The following is an 18,421-nucleotide window of genomic DNA, read 5'->3' on the forward strand; positions in this document are numbered from 1 at the left end:
ACATGGCAGTGGGATGAAAAATCAACGCACCCCTTTTCGCGACCATACAGCTGAATCAATGTTATTTATACGCCGAGCACTTATTGCGTTTGGCGTTATCATATTGCTATCAGCGCTTCTTGTAACGAACCTTTATCACTTACAAGTTGTTCGCCATGAAGATTATCAAACCCGATCAAATGATAATCGCATTAAACTGGTGCCAATTCCTCCTAGTCGTGGAATTATTTATGATCGTAATGGGACTCAGCTGGCATTAAACAAAACCTTTTATCAGCTGGAAATCGTTCCCGAAAAAGTTGAAAACCTGCAAGACACCCTTGAGAAATTACGCGATGTCATTGGATTAACTGATGAAGACATTGCTAATTTTGAAAAAGAGCGTAAACGCTCACGCCGCTTTACTTCTATTCCCTTAAAAACCCAGCTAAATGAAGTTCAGGTTGCTCGTTTTGCAGTAAACCAATACCGCTTCCCAGGCCTTGAGGTCAAAAGCTATCAGCGCCGTTCATACCCTTATGGTTCTGCATTGACCCATGTTATTGGTTACGTCGCTAAAATTAATGATAAAGATGTTGAGCGCCTTGATAAAGAAGGAATACTCCCTAACTACGCAGCCAGTCATGATATAGGTAAGTTAGGTATCGAACGCTATTATGAAGATGTCTTACATGGTAAGACCGGTTATGAAGAGGTCGAAGTCAACAGTCGTGGTCGAGTGATCCGTCAGCTACATGAGCAGCCGCCGCAAGCAGGTCGAGATATCTATCTGACGATTGATCTTGAACTACAAACCTATATTGAAAAATTACTGACCACCAGCCGAGCTGCTGTCGTGGTAACCGATCCTCGTAATGGTGAAATTTTAGCTCTGGTTTCAAACCCAAGTTATGACTCGAATTTATTTGTTAACGGTATCTCGAATAAAGACTATCAAGCGTTATTGAATAACCCAGACCGGCCATTAATTAATCGAACCACTCAAGGTCTCTATCCGCCAGCTTCAACCGTAAAGCCTTTTATTTCAGTGGCCGCTTTAAGTGAAAAAGTGATCACGCCTGCAACAACAATCTTTGATCCCGGTTGGTGGCAACTACCCGGCTCTGAAAAACGCTACCGTGACTGGAAACGTTGGGGCCATGGCAAGTTAAATGTGCTTAAATCCATTATCGAATCCGCAGATACCTTCTTCTATCAAGTTGCCTATGATATGGGTATTGATAGGTTATCTGATTGGATGAGCAAATTCGGTTTTGGTGACTACACCGGTATTGATCTCGCTGAAGAACGTTCAGGTATTATGCCAACCCGTGAATGGAAACAAAAACGCTATAAGAAACCTTGGTACCAAGGGGATACTATCCCAGTCGGCATCGGTCAAGGCTATTGGACCGCCACACCAATTCAAATGTCAAAAGCCTTAATGACGTTAATCAATGATGGCCAAGTGAAAACACCACATTTACTGTATGGTACAAAATTAGGTAATGCTATGGTGCCTTATGAAGACAAAGGCACCAGCCAAATTGGTGATATCCATTCAGGATACTGGGAAATTGCCAAACAAGGTATGTATGGTGTCGCCAATGCACCAAACGGTACAGGGCGACGTAGTTTTATTGGTACACCTTATAAAGCCGCAGCGAAATCAGGAACAGCTCAGGTATTTAGTTATGAAACCTATAATGCAAGTAAACTTGCCGAGCATTTACGCGATCATAAATTAATGATTGCCTACGCTCCTTATGATAAACCTACCGTTGCGGTGGCCATTATTTTAGAAAATGGTGGGGTAGGGCCTGCTGTAGGTGATATCGTTAGGCAAATTTTTGATCATGTCCTGTTAGGTGACAATAGAACCCAAGTTAACAGTGTAGGGGCAAGTTCAGAGGAAGACCGATAACATTATGACAGACGATAAGAAAAAATTATCACTCTCAATGCGTCTGCACATTGATGTGCCTATGCTGCTCATTATATTAGCTTTATTGGCTTACAGTGCGTTCATTATGTGGAGTGCTAGCGGTCAAGATCCTGAAATGATGGAAAGAAAGTTAGGCCAGATCGCGACAGGTTTTATTGTCATGATCATTATGGCGCAGATCCCCCCTCGCCTGTATGAAAATCTTGCCCCTCATTTATATATTTTTTGCGTTATCTTACTGATTTTTGTTGATGTCTTTGGTCAAATTAGTAAAGGGGCACAACGCTGGCTTGATCTCGGTATTATTCGTTTTCAACCCTCTGAAATCGCTAAAATCGCCGTTCCTCTGATGGTGGCTCGTTTTATGAACCGTGACCTATGTCCTCCATCATTAAAGAACACCGCCATTGCACTGGTTTTAATTGTTGTCCCTACATTGTTAGTTGCCGCTCAGCCTGACTTAGGAACCTCCATTTTAGTGGCGACATCGGGTATTTTTGTGCTGTTTTTAGCCGGTATGAGCTGGCGATTAATTACTATTGCGGCCTCTGCCCTCGCCGCCTTTATACCTTTATTGTGGTTTTTCTTAATGCATGATTATCAGCGTACGCGAGTCATGATGTTACTCGACCCTGAAACTGATCCACTCGGCGCGGGTTATCATATTATTCAATCTAAAATTGCTATTGGCTCTGGCGGTTTAATGGGTAAAGGCTGGCTGCATGGCACACAATCGCAACTTGAATTCCTACCTGAGCGCCATACTGACTTTATTTTTGCCGTTTTATCTGAAGAGCTGGGGCTTATTGGCGTCTTAGTATTACTTGGCCTGTACTTATTACTGATCATGCGAGGCCTGTATATTGCCGCCAGTGCACAAAATACCTTTGGCCGTGTCATGGCGGGGGGATTAATGCTGATCCTGTTTGTTTATGTATTTGTGAATATTGGAATGGTGAGTGGTATATTGCCTGTGGTTGGCGTACCGCTCCCTCTCGTCAGTTATGGCGGTTCTGCGCTCATTGTGTTAATGGCTGGATTCGGTATTATCATGTCTATCCATACACACAGAAAATTTCTTTCCAAGAGTTTATAAAAGAGGCTTAGTATGCGTTTTCAATGGATTATGCTTGGCATTACTGCCGCGTTGCTCAGTGGCTGCGTCACTGAAGAGAATATCAAGCAGCCTACTAATGTACCGGCTGTACCTGCGCAAGATGTGCTTGGAGCAGAGCCTCATTATGAGCCATTACATCCTACAGCGAACGGTGACTATCAACGTAATGGCCAGCAGTATCAAATCGTGCGTGATCCTTCACAATTCTCTCAAGTTGGCTATGCCTCTATTTTTGGTTCTGAATCCGCTGGCAATATGACGGCGATTGGAGAGCGAGTTAACCCAATCGAGTTAACTGCTGCGCACCCTACACTGCCGATCCCAAGCTATATACGCGTGACTAACATGATGAATGGTCGCATGATGGTAGTTCGTGTGAATGATCGTGGCCCCTATACTCAAGGTAAAAGCATTGCAGTTTCACGCGCCGTTGCTGACCGCTTGAATTTGATGCCAACAACCAAGATCAAAATTGACGCCATTCAAGTTGCTCAAGATGGCTCACTGTCAGGTCCGGGGACCATTGGTTCGAATTTTGTTAAACAAAGCTATGCCCTTCCAGGTCGCCCTCAATTAGGTGCAGGCCCAATGGGTACGCCAGTTATGCAAAGTGCCCCTGCCCCTGAAAATTCATTACCCGTTCAACAGCCTAGCGCACCAATGGAGCCTGTTGTGCCTGAAAGTAGTTTAAAGGCCCCTGAGCCTGAGCCAACGCAAGCAGCGCCATCAGCAGCAGTACCTGAAAGGGGCTATTTAGTTCAAGTGGGTGCAATTAGCAGTCAAAGTAATGCGAAAACGATGCTGGATAATTTAAAAAATAAATTTGGCGTTCCGGGTCGCTTACAGCCATACAATAATATTTATCGAGTCCAATTAGGGCCATTTACCGATAGGCAGCAAGCAGTTGATTTACAAGGTCGCATTCAATCTGAATTAAATCAATCTTCGATGGTTGTTGCACCGTGATAAAAACAGCAAATTTATGCTCTAAATAACCTAAGATGCAGTCCTCCTGCATCTTGAAGTATCAAGAGTATAAAATATTGTAAAAAATTGGCGCATGCATTAATCAATGAATCGACTTTTGCTACACTGCGCCTTCTTGTGTTAACCGAATTCCGGATGTAACAATAAAAACATGAAAAATTTTGCCCCATCACGTGTTGTTCGCAATACCTTACTGGGTACTGCACTGCTTTTTACTATCAGTCATTTTGCACAAGCAAATGAGCCATTCCCTAACAGTCCAATCCCCGCAGTACCTGATATTGACGCTGAAGCTTATATTCTTATTGACTATAACTCAGGTAAAGTTTTGGCAGAGAAAAATGCGGATCAACGCCGTGATCCTGCGAGTTTAACAAAAATGATGACCAGCTATGTTATCGGTCAAGCCATCAAATCAGGTAAAATCGGCGCAAATGACATGGTTACGGTGAACGAAGACGCATGGGCAACAGGTAATCCTGTGTTTAAAGGTTCATCACTGATGTTCCTAAAACCGGGCGACCGAGTCAGCGTATCTCAGTTAACACGCGGTATTAACTTACAGTCAGGTAACGATGCTTGCGTTGCAATGGCTGACTATGTGGCAGGTGATCAAACCAATTTTGTTCAGCTAATGAATGGTTATGTGAGCAAACTTGGGTTACAAAATACCCATTTCCAAACTGTTCATGGGTTAGATGCTGATGGGCAATACAGTTCAGCCCGTGACATGGCATTAATTGGCCAAGCGCTGATCCGTGATGTTCCCGAAGAATATGCTATCTATAAAGAAAAAGAATTCACCTTTAATAATATTCGTCAAACTAATCGTAACGGATTATTGTGGGATAAAAGTTTATCTGTAGATGGAATTAAAACAGGTCACACAAGCGGTGCAGGATATAACCTAGTTGCCTCTGCAACTGAAGGCGATATGCGTCTGATCTCAGTGGTTATGGGTGGAAAAAGCATGAAAGGCCGTGATGCAGAAAGCAAAAAACTCCTCACTTATGGCTTCCGCTTTTATGAAACCGTCAAGCCATTACAAGCAGGGGTTGAATTCGCATCTGAACCCGTTTGGTTTGGTGATGAAAATAATGTTAAATTAGGGGTTACAGAAGATCTGTTTTTAACTATTCCCCGTGGCCGCTTAAAAGATTTAAAAGCAAGCTATGACGTGACCAATAAAGAGCTTGAAGCGCCACTGAAAAAAGGCCAAGCAATTGGTACCATTAACTTTCAACTGGATGGTAAAACCATTGAACAGCATCCATTGGTGGTACTGAAAGATGTCGAAGAAGGTGGTTTCTTTAGCCGTTTAATCGACTATATTAAATTACTGTTCCATCGTTGGTTTGGTTAACCCTTGAATCGGATATGCACTGTCCCCATATAGTGTATATCCGAATGTTTAAAAGATGATGATATCTATTTAAACACTATTTTTGTTATTAGGAGCGCCCATGAAAACGAAATTAAATGAACTACTTGAGTTCCCATGCTCATTCACTTACAAAGTGATGGGAATTGCGGAACCAGAGCTGGTTGATGAAGTCGTTGAAGTGGTTCAACGTCATGCGCCGGGCGACTATTCTCCAGATGTGAAGCCAAGCAGCAAAGGCAATTACCACTCAGTTTCGATTACCATCAATGCAACACACATTGAACAAGTCGAAACCTTATATGAAGAACTTGGTGCATTAGAGCGCGTGAGAATGGTTCTATAATCCACTGAGTCATTAATATACAAGGCCGTACTCTTATCGAGTGCGGTTTTTTATTACCTATAATTGTCTTTCATTAAGGTGTCGCGACCATTAATCGCTCACACTAATCAGAGAGTTTCTATACGCCTAGCGATAACAATGCATTCACTTGTCGCCTAGCCGCACCTTAAATAATTTCGCACAGATAATATTAAAAACACCACTCACCTAACATTTTAGCAACATAACAGAACTGGCAGTAACCCAGCTACGGCGTTATACTAGCAACACATTTTGAATGTGGATGTTAAAACATTGTCAGCACGAACTATTATTGTACGTCAATTAGGGCTAGCCCCCTATCAAACTGTTTCTGATGCAATGCATCAGTTCACCGAAAACCGTGATAAAGATACCTCGGATGAATTATGGCTGGTGGAGCACCCACGCGTATTCACACAAGGGCAAGCGGGTAAGGCAGAACATGTTCTTGCACCGGGTGATATCCCAGTGATCCAAAGTGATAGAGGTGGTCAAGTAACCTATCATGGGCCGGGTCAACAAGTGATGTATGTGATGCTCGATCTTAAACGCAATAAGCTTGGCGTGCGTGAGCTTGTTAGCGCCCTAGAGGACACCGTTGTTAAGACGCTTGCTCATTATCAGATTGAAGCATACCCGCGCCCTGATGCACCGGGCGTCTATATAGAGGGTAATAAAGTGTGTTCACTCGGGTTACGGATCCGTAAAGGCTGCTCGTTTCATGGCCTTGCATTAAATATTAACATGGATCTCGAACCATTTAATCGCATTAACCCTTGCGGCTATGCGCAGTTGAAAATGACTCAGGTTCGTGATTTCATCCCTAAAGTGACGATTGAAGATGTTCAGCCTGTGCTAATTGAGCAGTTCTGTGACACACTTGGATTTCATATTGTTCAATAATGATGCTATAATTTTTTAACATTTTTCAAAAAAATTTTAATGGATTAGTAACCGCTCCGTTGCGCCAAATACAACACCCAACTAATCCGATCAACAACTGGAACCGGTATAGCTATGAGTAAACCAATTCAGATAGAACGCGGAATAAAATATCGTGACGCCGACAAAATGGCGCTGATCCCTGTTAAAAACGTCGTCACCGAACGTGAAGAAATTCTACGTAAACCTGACTGGATGAAAATTAGGTTACCAGCAGATTCAACCCGTATTCAGGGGATCAAAGCGGCTATGCGTAAAAATGGCCTGCATTCTGTTTGTGAAGAAGCCTCCTGCCCTAACCTATCCGAATGCTTTAACCATGGTACCGCGACCTTTATGATCCTCGGTGCGATCTGTACGCGCCGCTGCCCTTTCTGTGACGTTGCTCATGGTCGCCCAAATGCACCTGACGCTAACGAGCCAGTAAAATTAGCACAAACTATCAAGGATATGGCATTACGCTATGTCGTTATCACGTCTGTTGACCGTGATGACCTACGTGATGGTGGTGCTCAACATTTTGCAGATTGTATTAGTGCGATCCGTGAAAAAAATCAGACTATCAAAATTGAAACGTTGGTTCCCGATTTTAGAGGAAGAATGGATCGCGCGTTAGATATCTTAACCGCAACCCCACCTGATGTGTTTAACCATAACCTAGAAAACGTACCTCGTATTTATCGCCAAGTTCGCCCCGGAGCGAATTACGAATGGTCGCTAAAATTATTAGAAAGATTTAAAGAAGCACATCCAGATATTCCAACCAAATCGGGCTTAATGGTGGGTTTAGGTGAGACAAATGCAGAGATCATTGAAGTGATGCGTGATTTGCGCCGCCATGGGGTCACCATGCTCACATTGGGTCAATATCTACAGCCTAGCCGCCACCATCTACCGGTAAAACGTTATGTCAGTCCTGCCGAGTTTGACGAAATGAAAGAAGAAGCGCTGGCGATGGGCTTTACACATGCGGCTTGCGGCCCATTTGTTCGTTCTTCTTACCATGCTGACCTTCAAGCAAAAGGCGAAGAAGTTAAATAAGCTCCAACTAAGTTCGGCAAAGCCCCCTAAAAGGGGCTTTTTGCTATATAGTCGCGATTAAGGCTCATTAACAGAGAAGTGACTCTCTTAGCCCCCTATAAAATAAAACTCGCTCCAGATGGCTGGAGCGAGTTGAGAGGCTGTTCGTTTCTATTTGTTTAAATTACAGAGAGACAACGTTTACAGCAGATGGGCCTTTAGCACCTTCAGTGATTTCAAATTCAACTTTCTGACCTTCTGCTAGGGTTTTGAAACCTTCGCTCGCAATAGCAGAAAAGTGAACAAACACATCTTTGCTGCCATCTTCTGGAGTGATAAAACCGAAACCTTTAGACTCGTTGAACCACTTAACGTTACCTTTAACTTTAGACATCAAATTATTACCTTTAAAATAAAAATAGACACACCATCAGTGTCGAGCTCAGTACATCAGATATATAAGTTACTTGTCTACAACCTAGATCACGAAAATTGACAAAAAGCATAAAAAAATATTATTTATTGGGATAAATTGCTTATCGTACATGAATTATTCTTAATAATAGCGATTATTCCGAACAATAATACTAACATTAGATGATTATTTAGGTGATTGTTTTTCGTGTGCGAGTAGCCAGTCTTTTATGTCTAATCCACCAGTGTAGCCAACAAGTTTGCCATCATGACCTAAAACTCGATGACAAGGCACAATTAAAGAGATTGGGTTACGTGAATTTGCCATTCCCACAGCTCGACAATAGTTTACTGAACCTAATTTCAAAGCGAGATCTTTGTAGCTCCAGCGTTCACCAAAAGGGATGCTGCACAAGTGTGCCCACACTTTTTTTTGGAACTCAGTACCATGAGGGTTTAATGGTACGGTGAACTCTTCGCGTTTATGATTAAAATATTCTTCTAGCTCTTTAGCACATAACTCAGAATGCTCATTCTTATGTTCTGGATGACTTTTTTGTTCAACAAAATAGATGCTCGTCACCCCCTCATCATCAGCCGTGATCTCAACCCACGGTTTTGGAAATTTCTCAGGTGAAGCCAAATATTGATGATACATAATATCCCCTTAAGAGCGTGCAATTATCTGATCGTATATACAGTTATAAACTGTATTATTTCTACTTGGCAATGATATTTTTTCTTAGTCTTGATAACAGAACCATTCACATGCTCAAAATTTAATTTCCCAACATAAATAACGACCTAGCCAATAATTAGAATAATTATCATTCAATATTTCAAAACCACTATATATTGTGTGGTTGAAAAAAATAGAATCTATATATAGTCTTTAAATACTAATCATCACACTACTGATAGTATTCAGTACAGGTATAGGTACTCAATATGGCCGTTATCACAATTTACAGTAAACCCAACTGTGTTCAATGCAATGCCACCTACCAAGCCCTAGAACGCAAAAATATTCCCTACCAAGTCGTTGATCTCACCGAAGACGATGACGCATTACAATTTGTACGCCAACTCGGCTACCAGCAAGTCCCCGTTGTTGTTGCTGATCAAGAGCATTGGTCTGGCTTTCGTCCTGACATGATCAGCCGCCTTTTGGCTTAAGAGGTTACTATGCAAACGGAGTCACTGGTCTATTTTTCAAGTCGTTCTGGTAACTGTCATCGCTTTATTGAAAAAGTGGGGCTTCCAGCAACACGTTTGCCGATAGGTGAGCAACAAAATAGCATTATTGCGACTAAGCCTTTCGTTCTACTACTGCCAACTTATGGTGGTGGCGGTTCCAAAGGCGCAGTACCAAAAGAAGTGATCCGTTTTCTTAACATCGAGTCGAACCGACAACTCATACGAGGTGTTATCGCCGCAGGTAACACCAATTTTGGAGATGCTTTCGCCATTGCTGGCGATATCATCGCCCATAAATGCCAAGTTCCCTATTTATATCGTTTTGAATTACTGGGTACGGAGCGTGATGTTCAACGTGTCCGTGACGGGCTAAACGCTTTTTGGCAACAAAAACATCATTAGAGCTAGTTCAATGGAAAAGACAAAAAATACCCCGCATGTTGACTACCATGCGCTAAATGCCATGCTGAACTTATACAATAGTGCAGGCGAAATCCAATTCGAAAAAGACAAAGAAGCCGCTCATCACTACTTTCGCCAACATGTGAATCAAAACACGGTTTTCTTTCACGACTTAAAAGAAAAACTCGATTTTTTAGTTAATGAAAACTACTACGAAGCACAAGTTCTTGAGCAATATGATTTTGCATTTATCAAAAAATTATTCAAACAAGCCTATGCTCATAAATTTCGTTTTCAAACTTTTTTAGGGGCGTTTAAATATTATACAAGTTATACGCTAAAAACATTTGATGGTAAACGCTATCTAGAGCGTTATGAAGATCGCGTATGTATGGTCGCGTTAACACTTGCACTAGGTAATCAATCACTTGCTAGCCATTTGGTTGAAGAAATAATTAGTGGCCGCTTTCAGCCTGCCACCCCTACCTTCTTAAATTGCGGTAAAAAACAACGGGGGGAATTAGTTTCCTGTTTCCTGCTGCGCATTGAAGATAATATGGAATCAATTGGTCGCTCGGTAAACTCCGCATTACAGCTATCTAAACGCGGCGGCGGTGTTGCTTTCATGATGACCAATCTGCGAGAACAGGGCGCCCCCATAAAATTTATTGAGAACCAATCTTCTGGTGTTGTTCCCGTCATGAAAATGCTAGAAGATGCCTTCTCCTATGCCAATCAGCTTGGTGCGCGGCAGGGAGCGGGGGCCGTGTATTTACACGCCCATCATCCAGATATTATGCGTTTTCTTGATACAAAACGAGAAAATGCGGATGAAAAAATCCGTATAAAAACACTCTCTTTAGGCGTTGTGATCCCAGATATCACGTTCCAACTCGCCAAAGAAAACAAAGAGATGTACCTATTTTCCCCTTATGATATCGAACGTGAATATGGCGTACCCATGTCAGAAATCAGTGTGACTGAAAAATATCATGAGATGGTCAACAACAAAGCGATCAAAAAATACAAAATCAACGCAAGGGAGTTCTTCCAAACTCTCGCTGAAATTCAATTTGAATCGGGCTATCCCTACATTTTATTCGAAGATACCGCCAATCGAGCTAACCCGATTGCAGGACGTATTAACATGAGTAACTTGTGCTCAGAGATCTTACAAGTTAACCAGCCTAGCCTCTATGAAGACGACTTAAGCTACCGAGAGATAGGGAAAGATATCAGTTGTAATTTAGGCTCCATGAATATAGCGAAAACCATGGATTCGCCTGATTTTGCTCAATCTATAGCAATTGCCGTCAGAGCACTAACCGCGGTCTCTGATATGAGTCATATACGTTCAGTGCCTTCAATTGAACAAGGTAATCATCAATCCCATGCCATTGGCCTTGGGCAGATGAACTTACATGGCTATCTAGCGAGGGAAAAAATCCACTATGGTTCAGAAGAAGCGCTCGATTTTACGAATATCTACTTTTATACCGTGGCTTATCACGCACTAAGAACGTCCAACCAATTAGCAATTGAGCGTAAAGCTGCATTTAAAGGCTTTGAACATTCAGAATATGCCAATGGTCGTTATTTTGATAAATATATCAACGAAAATTGGTTGCCAAAAACCCAAACCGTTCAGGAATTATTCCGACGTTCGGGCATCGAAATACCTACTCAAGCGGATTGGCAATCACTGAAACAATCAGTAATAGAGCATGGTATTTATAATCAAAACTTGCAGGCAATTCCGCCGACAGGATCTATTTCCTATATTAATAATTCAACCTCAAGCATTCATCCAATTGTTTCTCGTATTGAGATCCGTAAAGAGGGGAAAATTGGTCGTGTTTACTATCCAGCACCTTTTATGACCAATGATAATCTTGAATATTATCAAGATGCTTATCAAATAGGACCTGAAAAAATCATTGATACCTACGCTGTTGCTACGCAACATGTCGATCAGGGGCTATCTCTTACACTGTTCTTTAAAGATGATGCAACAACTCGTGATATCAACCGAGCACAAATTTACGCATGGCGTAAAGGTATAAAAACCCTGTATTACATTCGCCTTCGCCAAACGGCACTTGAAGGCACTGAAGTTGATGGCTGTGTTTCATGTACGCTTTAAAAGGACAATGAGTATGACAAACCAAACAATATTAACCCCCGTTAAAGCGATCAATTGGAATCGTATTGAAGATGATAAAGATCTTGAAGTATGGAACCGCTTAACCACTAATTTTTGGTTACCTGAAAAGATCCCATTATCAAATGATACACCGTCGTGGAATACACTAACCAAGGCAGAACAACAGCTAACTATTCGTGTTTTTACTGGGCTGACACTGCTTGATACGATCCAAAATACTGTTGGTGCGCCTTGTTTAATGGAAGATGCCCTCACCCCTCATGAAGAGGCGGTATTATCAAATATCAGCTTTATGGAAGCTGTGCATGCACGCTCCTATAGCTCTATTTTTTCAACGCTTTGCTCGACTAGCGATGTCGATGATGCTTATCGATGGAGTGAAGAAAATCATGCGTTACAAAATAAAGCAAAAATCATTCTATCCTATTATTGTGACACCCATCCATTAAAGAAAAAAATAGCGAGTGTCTTTTTAGAATCTTTTCTTTTCTACTCAGGTTTTTATTTACCTATGTATTGGTCCAGTAGAGGGAAATTAACTAACACTGCCGATCTGATACGCTTAATTATTCGCGATGAAGCGATCCACGGTTACTATATTGGCTATAAATTTCAAAAATCATTATTAAATTATGATGAAAATACTCAGGCAGAAATTAAAGATTTTGCCTTCTCATTACTTTTTGATTTATATGAAAACGAAGTGAAATATACCCAAGAATTATATGACTCCGTAGGTTGGACCGAAGATGTCAAAAAATTCCTTCATTACAATGCTAATAAAGCATTAATGAATTTAGGTTATGAGGCATTATTCCCAGATGTGGTGACTGATGTCAGTCCTGCAATATTATCGGCACTTTCACCCGATGCAAATGAAAACCATGATTTCTTTTCCGGTTCAGGTTCTTCTTATGTCATAGGGAAAGCAGTCAGTACAGAAGATGATGACTGGGATTTTTAATCAATCAATTTAATTAACTGATTAGCTATAAACCCACTAAATGAAAACCAACCTTTTAGTGGGTTTATTAATGAATAAAAGCAACTTAACCAGCGCATCCGCTTACAAGTTTTACTGTTAAATTGATTGTTTTTAACATATTCATCAGGCAAACAAACGCTAAACTTTTTATTTTACCATTAAAATAGATAAATTTTATTTATGTGAATGGATTTTTTTTGAATTTTATAGCAACTTTATCCTAAAATTTAGCTAACCGTTATAATCAGCACTCTTCTAGTTTTGCTAGTCGTGATAATTCAATATTCATTTTTAGAATAAATTCAGTTTCAACAAAACGTTAGTTCATTTAATAATATTATTTACTCATCAATATTGAAGTGGCTAAAAATACCTATCTTCAAAATAATTCATCGCTATTCACTCCATTTTTTTGATTAATAGTCCTTAACCAAGGGTTGTCAGCTCCATTTATTATGCTAGGTTATATTGCTTGTTTGTTTTTCTAATAATTTTAAATGGAGTTATTTAATTTAAATCATAATTAATTAAATTCACCGTAAACATAATAGGAATATCTACCCTGAACATTTTCAACCAATAGTCGAAGTGAGTATTCATGCCTATCAATAGGCGATATAGATAAATACTTGAATGATTTGCTAATTGAAATAACGGGTAATTATTATATGCCAATAAAATTAGAAGTTAAAAATTTATATAAAATTTTTGGGGAACACCCTGATCAAGCCTTTAAGCTTTTAGAATCAGGAATGAGTAAAGATGACATCTTTGAAAAAACAGGCCTAACTGTCGGTGTTCAAGATGCCAATCTGGCCATTGAAGAAGGCGAAATCTTTGTTGTTATGGGGCTATCAGGCTCAGGAAAATCAACGTTGGTACGCCTTCTCAATCGCCTGATAGAGCCCACCAGCGGCCAAGTGCTCATTGATGGGGAAGATATTTCGAATATCTCCGATAAGGCGCTACGCCAAGTCCGACGTACTAAAATTAGTATGGTGTTTCAATCCTTTGCGTTAATGCCACATATGAATGTGCTCGATAATACCGCCTTTGGCATGGAACTTTCTGGTATGTCCAAAGAGCAACGCCATGAAAAAGCCATGGATGCACTTCGCCAAGTCAATCTTGAAAAATGGGCTGCATCTTATCCCGATGAACTTTCAGGTGGTATGAGACAACGCATCGGCCTCGCCCGCGCATTGGCTAATGATCCTGATATTTTGTTAATGGATGAAGCATTTTCTGCTCTCGACCCCCTGATCCGCACTGAAATGCAAGATGAGCTATTATCGCTACAAGGTGAGAAGCAACGTACGATTGTCTTTATCTCACATGATCTCGATGAAGCGATGCGTATTGGTGATCGTATTGCCATCATGCAAGGTGGAGTTGTGGTACAAACTGGCACACTAGATGAAATACTTAATAACCCTGCCAATGATTACGTTAAGACCTTTTTCCGCGGTGTCGATATTAGCCAAGTCTTTAGTGCTAAAGATATCGCACGAAGAAGACCAGATGCATTACTGCATATAGCCCCAGGCTTTGGCCCTCGCTCGGCACTGAAAGTGCTGAATGATGAGGATCGTAGTCATGGTTACTTAATTTCTCGAGGACACACTTTTGCGGGGGTGGTATCTGTCGAATCCCTCGAAAAAGCCTTGCGTGATAAACAAGGTATTGAAGCTGCCGTTATATCTACTTTAGAGCCAATTCAAGGGGATACGCCACTTAACGAAGTTATTTCGACTATTGCACAAGCCCCCTGCGCGGTTCCTGTCATCAATGAAAAAAATCGCTATCTTGGCGTGATATCCAAAGGAATGTTGTTACAGGCACTGGATAAGGAGACACCAAATGAGCAATAACACAAGCGAACATAAGACTGAACAACAAGATCCGTGGGCAGATACTCAAGCTGATGATGCACCACAACAAAACACCCCTGATACCGCAAGCGATCCTTGGGGTAGTGCGACGGATACCACAACACCGAGTGATGCCGGAAGTAGTGATTGGTTGAATGCCACGCCAACCGAAACAGTGACGCCTGAACATTTTAATATTATGGATCCCTTCCAGCACACGTTGATCCCGCTTGATTCATGGGTTACCCATGCAATTGATTGGATCGTACTGCATTTTCGCCCTATTTTTCAGGGGATCCGCGTACCTATTGATTTTATCCTTAGTGGGTTTGAACAATTTTTAACCTCTCTTCCATCACCTGTTGCTATTATTTTATTTGCATTAATTGCGTGGCAACTCGCTGGTCGAGTGATGGGTGTAGCAACTTTTGTTTCGATGATCATCATCGGTGCAATTGGCGCTTGGTCTGAGGCAATGGTGACACTCGCATTAGTACTGACAGCTCTACTATTCTGTTTGATAATAGGATTACCACTGGGAATATGGCTTGCACGCAGTGACAAAGCTGCTAGCGTCGTTAGGCCACTACTCGATGCCATGCAAACAACGCCTGCGTTTGTTTACTTAGTACCTATTGTAATGCTATTTGGGATTGGTAACGTGCCAGGGGTTGTCGTCACCATCATTTTTGCCTTACCGCCTATTATTCGATTAACCATTTTAGGTATTAAACAAGTCCCTGCTGATTTGATTGAGGCGGCTGAGTCATTCGGTGCTAGCCCGCGTCAATTGCTGTTCAAAGTGCAGCTACCATTAGCCATGCCAACCATTATGGCCGGCGTCAACCAGACCTTGATGCTAGCGCTTTCAATGGTGGTGATAGCATCCATGATCGCTGTTGGTGGTCTAGGACAAATGGTACTACGAGGTATAGGTCGCCTTGATATGGGATTAGCCTCTGTGGGTGGTGTCGGTATCGTGGTACTCGCCATTGTCCTTGACCGACTAACTCAATCTCTTGGGAAAAATACGCGCAGCAAAGTCGCTACGCGTTGGTATCAACAAGGCCCGATTGGCCTGATCACTCGCCCATTCTCTAAAAAATAAATTCATCCGATAGAGCCATTTATTGGCTCTTCGCTTGCCAAGGCAAGCCAAATGCGACAAATAGAGGTATCAATAATGAAAAAACCAATACTATTGGCAACTGCCCTGACAGCCTTACTTGCCGTTCCACTCGCTAATGCCGAAGATCTGCCAGGAAAAGGAGTCAAAGTCACTCCGGTACAAAGTACGATTAGCGAAGAAACCTTTCAAACCTTACTCGTCGCAAAAGCGCTTGAGAAACTAGGTTATGAAGTCGAACCCATCAAAGAAGTTGATTACAACGTCGCCTATGCATCAATTGCCAATGGCGATGCAACTTACTTAGCGGTTAGTTGGGTACCACTGCATGACGCACAATATAACGCAGCTGGGGGTGACAACGCTTTTTATCGCCAAGGTAATTATGTCGTCAATGCGGCTCAAGGTTATCTGATTGATAAAAAAACCGCAGACAAATATAACATTACCAATGTTGAACAATTAAAAGATCCCAAAATCGCCAAATTGTTTGATACTAACGGTAATGGTAAGGCTGACCTCACTGGTTGTAACCCTGGTTGGGGATGCGAAGCCGCAATCAACAATCATCTCAAAGCTTATGATTTAGAAAAAACGGTTGAGCATAATCAAGGAAACTATGCGGCAATGATGGCAGATACCATCACACGCTATAAAGAAGGTAAACCAATACTTTATTATACGTGGACACCATATTGGATCAGTGATGTGCTAAAACCAGGTCGTGATGTTGTTTGGCTAGAAGTGCCTTTCTCTTCAATGCCTAATGGTGAAAAAACCGATACAGCGTTACCTAATGGTAAAAACTATGGTTTCCCACCGAATACCATGCATATTGCAGCCAACAAAAAATGGGCAGCGGATAACCCTGCCGCAGCAAAATTGTTTGAAATCATGAAATTGCCAATTGCAGATATCAATGCTCAGAACTTGAGAATGCATAATGGTGAAGCATCACAAGCTGATATTCGCCGTCATACTGATGCATGGATCAAGGCGCATCAATCTACTTTTGATGGCTGGGTTGATGAAGCACGCAAAGCTGCTGAAAAATAAATTTATTTTCTTTATACCTAAAGCCACCCTAACCCGGTGGCTTTATTCATTAATTTCGATATTCATTATCAATAAAATCCCCCATCTTAATGATAAAAAAAGCCTATAATGACTGCCTAATCAATAATGAGTAGATAACACATGAATAAGGCACCACAAGCAGAATTAACGACAGGTCTAGTCGTTTTGATGGCTGTCGCAACAGGTTTAGTTGTTGCCAGTAACTACTATGCGCAACCCCTCCTTGAAACTATCGCCTCTCAATTTAATTTAACCACGAATATGGCAGGGTTTATTGTCACCGCAGCACAATTAGGCTATGCAGCGGGATTACTTTTTTTAGTCCCCCTTGGCGATATTTTTGAACGTAAGCGTCTTATTTTAACCATGACATCACTGTCTGCGATCGGTTTACTTATCACCGCATTATCAAACAATGTATGGCAAATTTTATTAGGCACAGCACTGACAGGATTATTCTCTGTTGTCGCACAAGTACTGATCCCAATGGCAGCCACTTTAGCCAAACCTAATCAAAGAGGAAAAGCTGTTGGTATCATTATGAGCGGGCTATTACTGGGGATTTTACTCGCTAGAACCGTCTCGGGCGCTGTTGCAATGGTAGGTGGATGGCGAGCCATCTATTGGGTTGCTTTTGGATTATTGTTCTTATTGATTATCGTGCTTGCCCTGAAGCTACCACGTTATCATCAAAAAACTAACCTCAATTATTTCCAACTTTTATTTTCAATTGTACGTTTGTTTTGCGGGACACCAGTACTTGCAGTTCGAGCATTACTTGGCGCGCTGGTTTTTGCCAACTTCGCCCTACTTTGGACTGCAATGGCATTCCTGCTTGCTACCCCACCTTTTAGTTATTCTGAAGGCACGATTGGCTTGTTTGGATTAGTGGGAGCGGCGGGTGCACTAATGGCATCTCAAGCAGGTCACTTAGTTGATAAGGGGAAAGGTAAGCGAGTCACCACCATTGGTTTAATTTTATTATTACTTTCATGGGCACCAATCGGCTTTGCAAAAGAGTCACTGATTGCCTTCATTATTGGTGTATTAATACTTGATCTTGCTGTGCAAGCGGTACACGTTACTAACCAAAGCACCTTATATCGTATTTTACCTGAAGCCCGTAATCGCATAACCGCAGGTTATATGACCAGCTATTTTATAGGCGGAGCACTAGGCTCATTACTTTCGGGCTATGCTTACGAAAAAGCAGGATGGGAAGGTGTCGCTGCTTCTGGTGCCATTTTGTCTGTAGTTAGTCTGATTATTTGGGCAATTGGCATCCGCTTTGACCCCACCATATACTCATCAGATGAATAACAAATCTATTATTGAGAGTGGCTATTATTAGCCACCTTCAATTATTTAATATAAAAATCATCAGATAACGTAATATATTTCAACTTAGCCGCCCCCTAAAATATCTAATTCCCCCTCATCCTCTGAG

Annotated in this window: 17 protein-coding genes; 15 read left to right on the plus strand and 2 right to left on the minus strand. The window is 41.5% G+C overall.

Annotation, left to right across the window (positions count from 1 at the left end):
• Window positions 1-13: 13 nt before the first annotated feature.
• From mrdA to lipA, 7 genes are all read left to right on the plus strand, one after another.
• Entirely contained in the window at window positions 14-1,903 is a 1,890-nt protein-coding gene (gene mrdA / locus SC428_RS18630; RefSeq protein WP_140186730.1) for a peptidoglycan DD-transpeptidase MrdA, read from the plus strand.
• Window positions 1,904-1,907: 4 nt separating this feature from the next.
• Window positions 1,908-3,020, plus strand: coding sequence for a peptidoglycan glycosyltransferase MrdB (gene mrdB, locus SC428_RS18635; protein ID WP_070925073.1), 1,113 nt, complete (start codon window positions 1,908-1,910; stop codon window positions 3,018-3,020).
• Window positions 3,021-3,032: 12 nt separating this feature from the next.
• The gene (gene rlpA / locus SC428_RS18640; protein ID WP_070925074.1) at window positions 3,033-4,007 is read left to right on the plus strand and encodes an endolytic peptidoglycan transglycosylase RlpA; all 975 of its coding nucleotides are present in this window, start codon (window positions 3,033-3,035) and stop codon (window positions 4,005-4,007) included.
• Between the two features lie 172 nt (window positions 4,008-4,179).
• Window positions 4,180-5,391, plus strand: a complete 1,212-nt coding sequence (dacA, locus tag SC428_RS18645) for a D-alanyl-D-alanine carboxypeptidase DacA (protein WP_070925075.1) — start codon at window positions 4,180-4,182, stop codon at window positions 5,389-5,391.
• Window positions 5,392-5,491: 100 nt separating this feature from the next.
• A complete protein-coding gene (ybeD, locus tag SC428_RS18650) occupies window positions 5,492-5,755 on the plus strand; it encodes a DUF493 family protein YbeD (protein ID WP_070925076.1) in 264 nt (87 codons plus the stop codon).
• A 294-nt stretch (window positions 5,756-6,049) separates the two neighbouring features.
• Window positions 6,050-6,679, plus strand: coding sequence for a lipoyl(octanoyl) transferase LipB (gene lipB / locus SC428_RS18655; protein ID WP_306803500.1), 630 nt, complete (start codon window positions 6,050-6,052; stop codon window positions 6,677-6,679).
• A 114-nt stretch (window positions 6,680-6,793) separates the two neighbouring features.
• Complete coding sequence (lipA, locus tag SC428_RS18660; RefSeq protein WP_140182797.1) at window positions 6,794-7,759, plus strand: lipoyl synthase; 966 nt, start codon at window positions 6,794-6,796, stop codon at window positions 7,757-7,759.
• A gap of 163 nt (window positions 7,760-7,922) precedes the next feature.
• Here lipA and cspE read toward each other — a convergent pair whose 3' ends face one another.
• Both cspE and SC428_RS18670 read right to left on the minus strand, forming a co-directional pair.
• Complete coding sequence (gene cspE, locus SC428_RS18665) at window positions 7,923-8,132, minus strand: transcription antiterminator/RNA stability regulator CspE (protein ID WP_014657708.1); 210 nt, start codon at window positions 8,130-8,132, stop codon at window positions 7,923-7,925.
• A gap of 207 nt (window positions 8,133-8,339) precedes the next feature.
• Entirely contained in the window at window positions 8,340-8,810 is a 471-nt protein-coding gene (locus SC428_RS18670; RefSeq protein ID WP_070925078.1) for a methylated-DNA--[protein]-cysteine S-methyltransferase, read from the minus strand.
• 290 nt (window positions 8,811-9,100) lie between these two features.
• Here SC428_RS18670 and nrdH point away from each other — a divergent pair, with 290 nt between their 5' ends.
• The 8 genes from nrdH (at window position 9,101) to SC428_RS18710 (ending at window position 18,294) form a co-directional block, all read left to right on the plus strand.
• On the plus strand, window positions 9,101-9,328 hold the full coding sequence (nrdH, locus tag SC428_RS18675) for a glutaredoxin-like protein NrdH (protein ID WP_070925079.1): 228 nt from the start codon (window positions 9,101-9,103) through the stop codon (window positions 9,326-9,328).
• 9 nt (window positions 9,329-9,337) lie between these two features.
• Window positions 9,338-9,751, plus strand: coding sequence for a class Ib ribonucleoside-diphosphate reductase assembly flavoprotein NrdI (nrdI, locus tag SC428_RS18680; RefSeq protein ID WP_140182798.1), 414 nt, complete (start codon window positions 9,338-9,340; stop codon window positions 9,749-9,751).
• Between the two features lie 10 nt (window positions 9,752-9,761).
• Entirely contained in the window at window positions 9,762-11,894 is a 2,133-nt protein-coding gene (gene nrdE, locus SC428_RS18685) for a class 1b ribonucleoside-diphosphate reductase subunit alpha (RefSeq protein ID WP_318709557.1), read from the plus strand.
• Between the two features lie 13 nt (window positions 11,895-11,907).
• The gene (gene nrdF, locus SC428_RS18690) at window positions 11,908-12,879 is read left to right on the plus strand and encodes a class 1b ribonucleoside-diphosphate reductase subunit beta (protein WP_140186818.1); all 972 of its coding nucleotides are present in this window, start codon (window positions 11,908-11,910) and stop codon (window positions 12,877-12,879) included.
• Between the two features lie 689 nt (window positions 12,880-13,568).
• Window positions 13,569-14,771: a glycine betaine/L-proline ABC transporter ATP-binding protein ProV gene (proV, locus tag SC428_RS18695; protein ID WP_318709560.1), complete on the plus strand. Its 1,203-nt coding sequence runs from the start codon at window positions 13,569-13,571 to the stop codon at window positions 14,769-14,771.
• Entirely contained in the window at window positions 14,761-15,879 is a 1,119-nt protein-coding gene (gene proW / locus SC428_RS18700; RefSeq protein WP_318709562.1) for a glycine betaine/L-proline ABC transporter permease ProW, read from the plus strand. Before proV ends, proW begins: the two co-directional genes overlap by 11 nt.
• A gap of 75 nt (window positions 15,880-15,954) precedes the next feature.
• On the plus strand, window positions 15,955-16,953 hold the full coding sequence (proX, locus tag SC428_RS18705; RefSeq protein WP_318709564.1) for a glycine betaine/L-proline ABC transporter substrate-binding protein ProX: 999 nt from the start codon (window positions 15,955-15,957) through the stop codon (window positions 16,951-16,953).
• Between the two features lie 141 nt (window positions 16,954-17,094).
• Window positions 17,095-18,294 (plus strand): MFS transporter, encoded by a 1,200-nt coding sequence (locus SC428_RS18710; protein WP_070925085.1) that lies wholly within the window; start codon window positions 17,095-17,097, stop codon window positions 18,292-18,294.
• Window positions 18,295-18,421 lie beyond the last annotated feature (127 nt).

Source organism: Providencia sp. 2023EL-00965 (genome assembly GCF_033550225.1).
Taxonomy (GTDB): domain Bacteria; phylum Pseudomonadota; class Gammaproteobacteria; order Enterobacterales; family Enterobacteriaceae; genus Providencia; species Providencia manganoxydans.

What these genes read in the sequence shown, in the direction of transcription:
- mrdA (WP_140186730.1), top strand. Translation starts at nt 14, where the DNA reads ATGAAAAATCAACGCACCCCTTTTCGCGACCATACAGCTGAATCAATG.
- mrdB (WP_070925073.1), top strand. Translation starts at nt 1,908, where the DNA reads ATGACAGACGATAAGAAAAAATTATCACTCTCAATGCGTCTGCACATT.
- rlpA (WP_070925074.1), top strand. Translation starts at nt 3,033, where the DNA reads ATGCGTTTTCAATGGATTATGCTTGGCATTACTGCCGCGTTGCTCAGT.
- dacA (WP_070925075.1), top strand. Translation starts at nt 4,180, where the DNA reads ATGAAAAATTTTGCCCCATCACGTGTTGTTCGCAATACCTTACTGGGT.
- ybeD (WP_070925076.1), top strand. Translation starts at nt 5,492, where the DNA reads ATGAAAACGAAATTAAATGAACTACTTGAGTTCCCATGCTCATTCACT.
- lipA (WP_140182797.1), top strand. Translation starts at nt 6,794, where the DNA reads ATGAGTAAACCAATTCAGATAGAACGCGGAATAAAATATCGTGACGCC.
- cspE (WP_014657708.1), bottom strand. Translation starts at nt 8,132, where the DNA reads ATGTCTAAAGTTAAAGGTAACGTTAAGTGGTTCAACGAGTCTAAAGGT.
- SC428_RS18670 (WP_070925078.1), bottom strand. Translation starts at nt 8,810, where the DNA reads ATGTATCATCAATATTTGGCTTCACCTGAGAAATTTCCAAAACCGTGG.
- nrdH (WP_070925079.1), top strand. Translation starts at nt 9,101, where the DNA reads ATGGCCGTTATCACAATTTACAGTAAACCCAACTGTGTTCAATGCAAT.
- nrdI (WP_140182798.1), top strand. Translation starts at nt 9,338, where the DNA reads ATGCAAACGGAGTCACTGGTCTATTTTTCAAGTCGTTCTGGTAACTGT.
- nrdE (WP_318709557.1), top strand. Translation starts at nt 9,762, where the DNA reads ATGGAAAAGACAAAAAATACCCCGCATGTTGACTACCATGCGCTAAAT.
- nrdF (WP_140186818.1), top strand. Translation starts at nt 11,908, where the DNA reads ATGACAAACCAAACAATATTAACCCCCGTTAAAGCGATCAATTGGAAT.
- proV (WP_318709560.1), top strand. Translation starts at nt 13,569, where the DNA reads ATGCCAATAAAATTAGAAGTTAAAAATTTATATAAAATTTTTGGGGAA.
- proW (WP_318709562.1), top strand. Translation starts at nt 14,761, where the DNA reads ATGAGCAATAACACAAGCGAACATAAGACTGAACAACAAGATCCGTGG.
- proX (WP_318709564.1), top strand. Translation starts at nt 15,955, where the DNA reads ATGAAAAAACCAATACTATTGGCAACTGCCCTGACAGCCTTACTTGCC.
- SC428_RS18710 (WP_070925085.1), top strand. Translation starts at nt 17,095, where the DNA reads ATGAATAAGGCACCACAAGCAGAATTAACGACAGGTCTAGTCGTTTTG.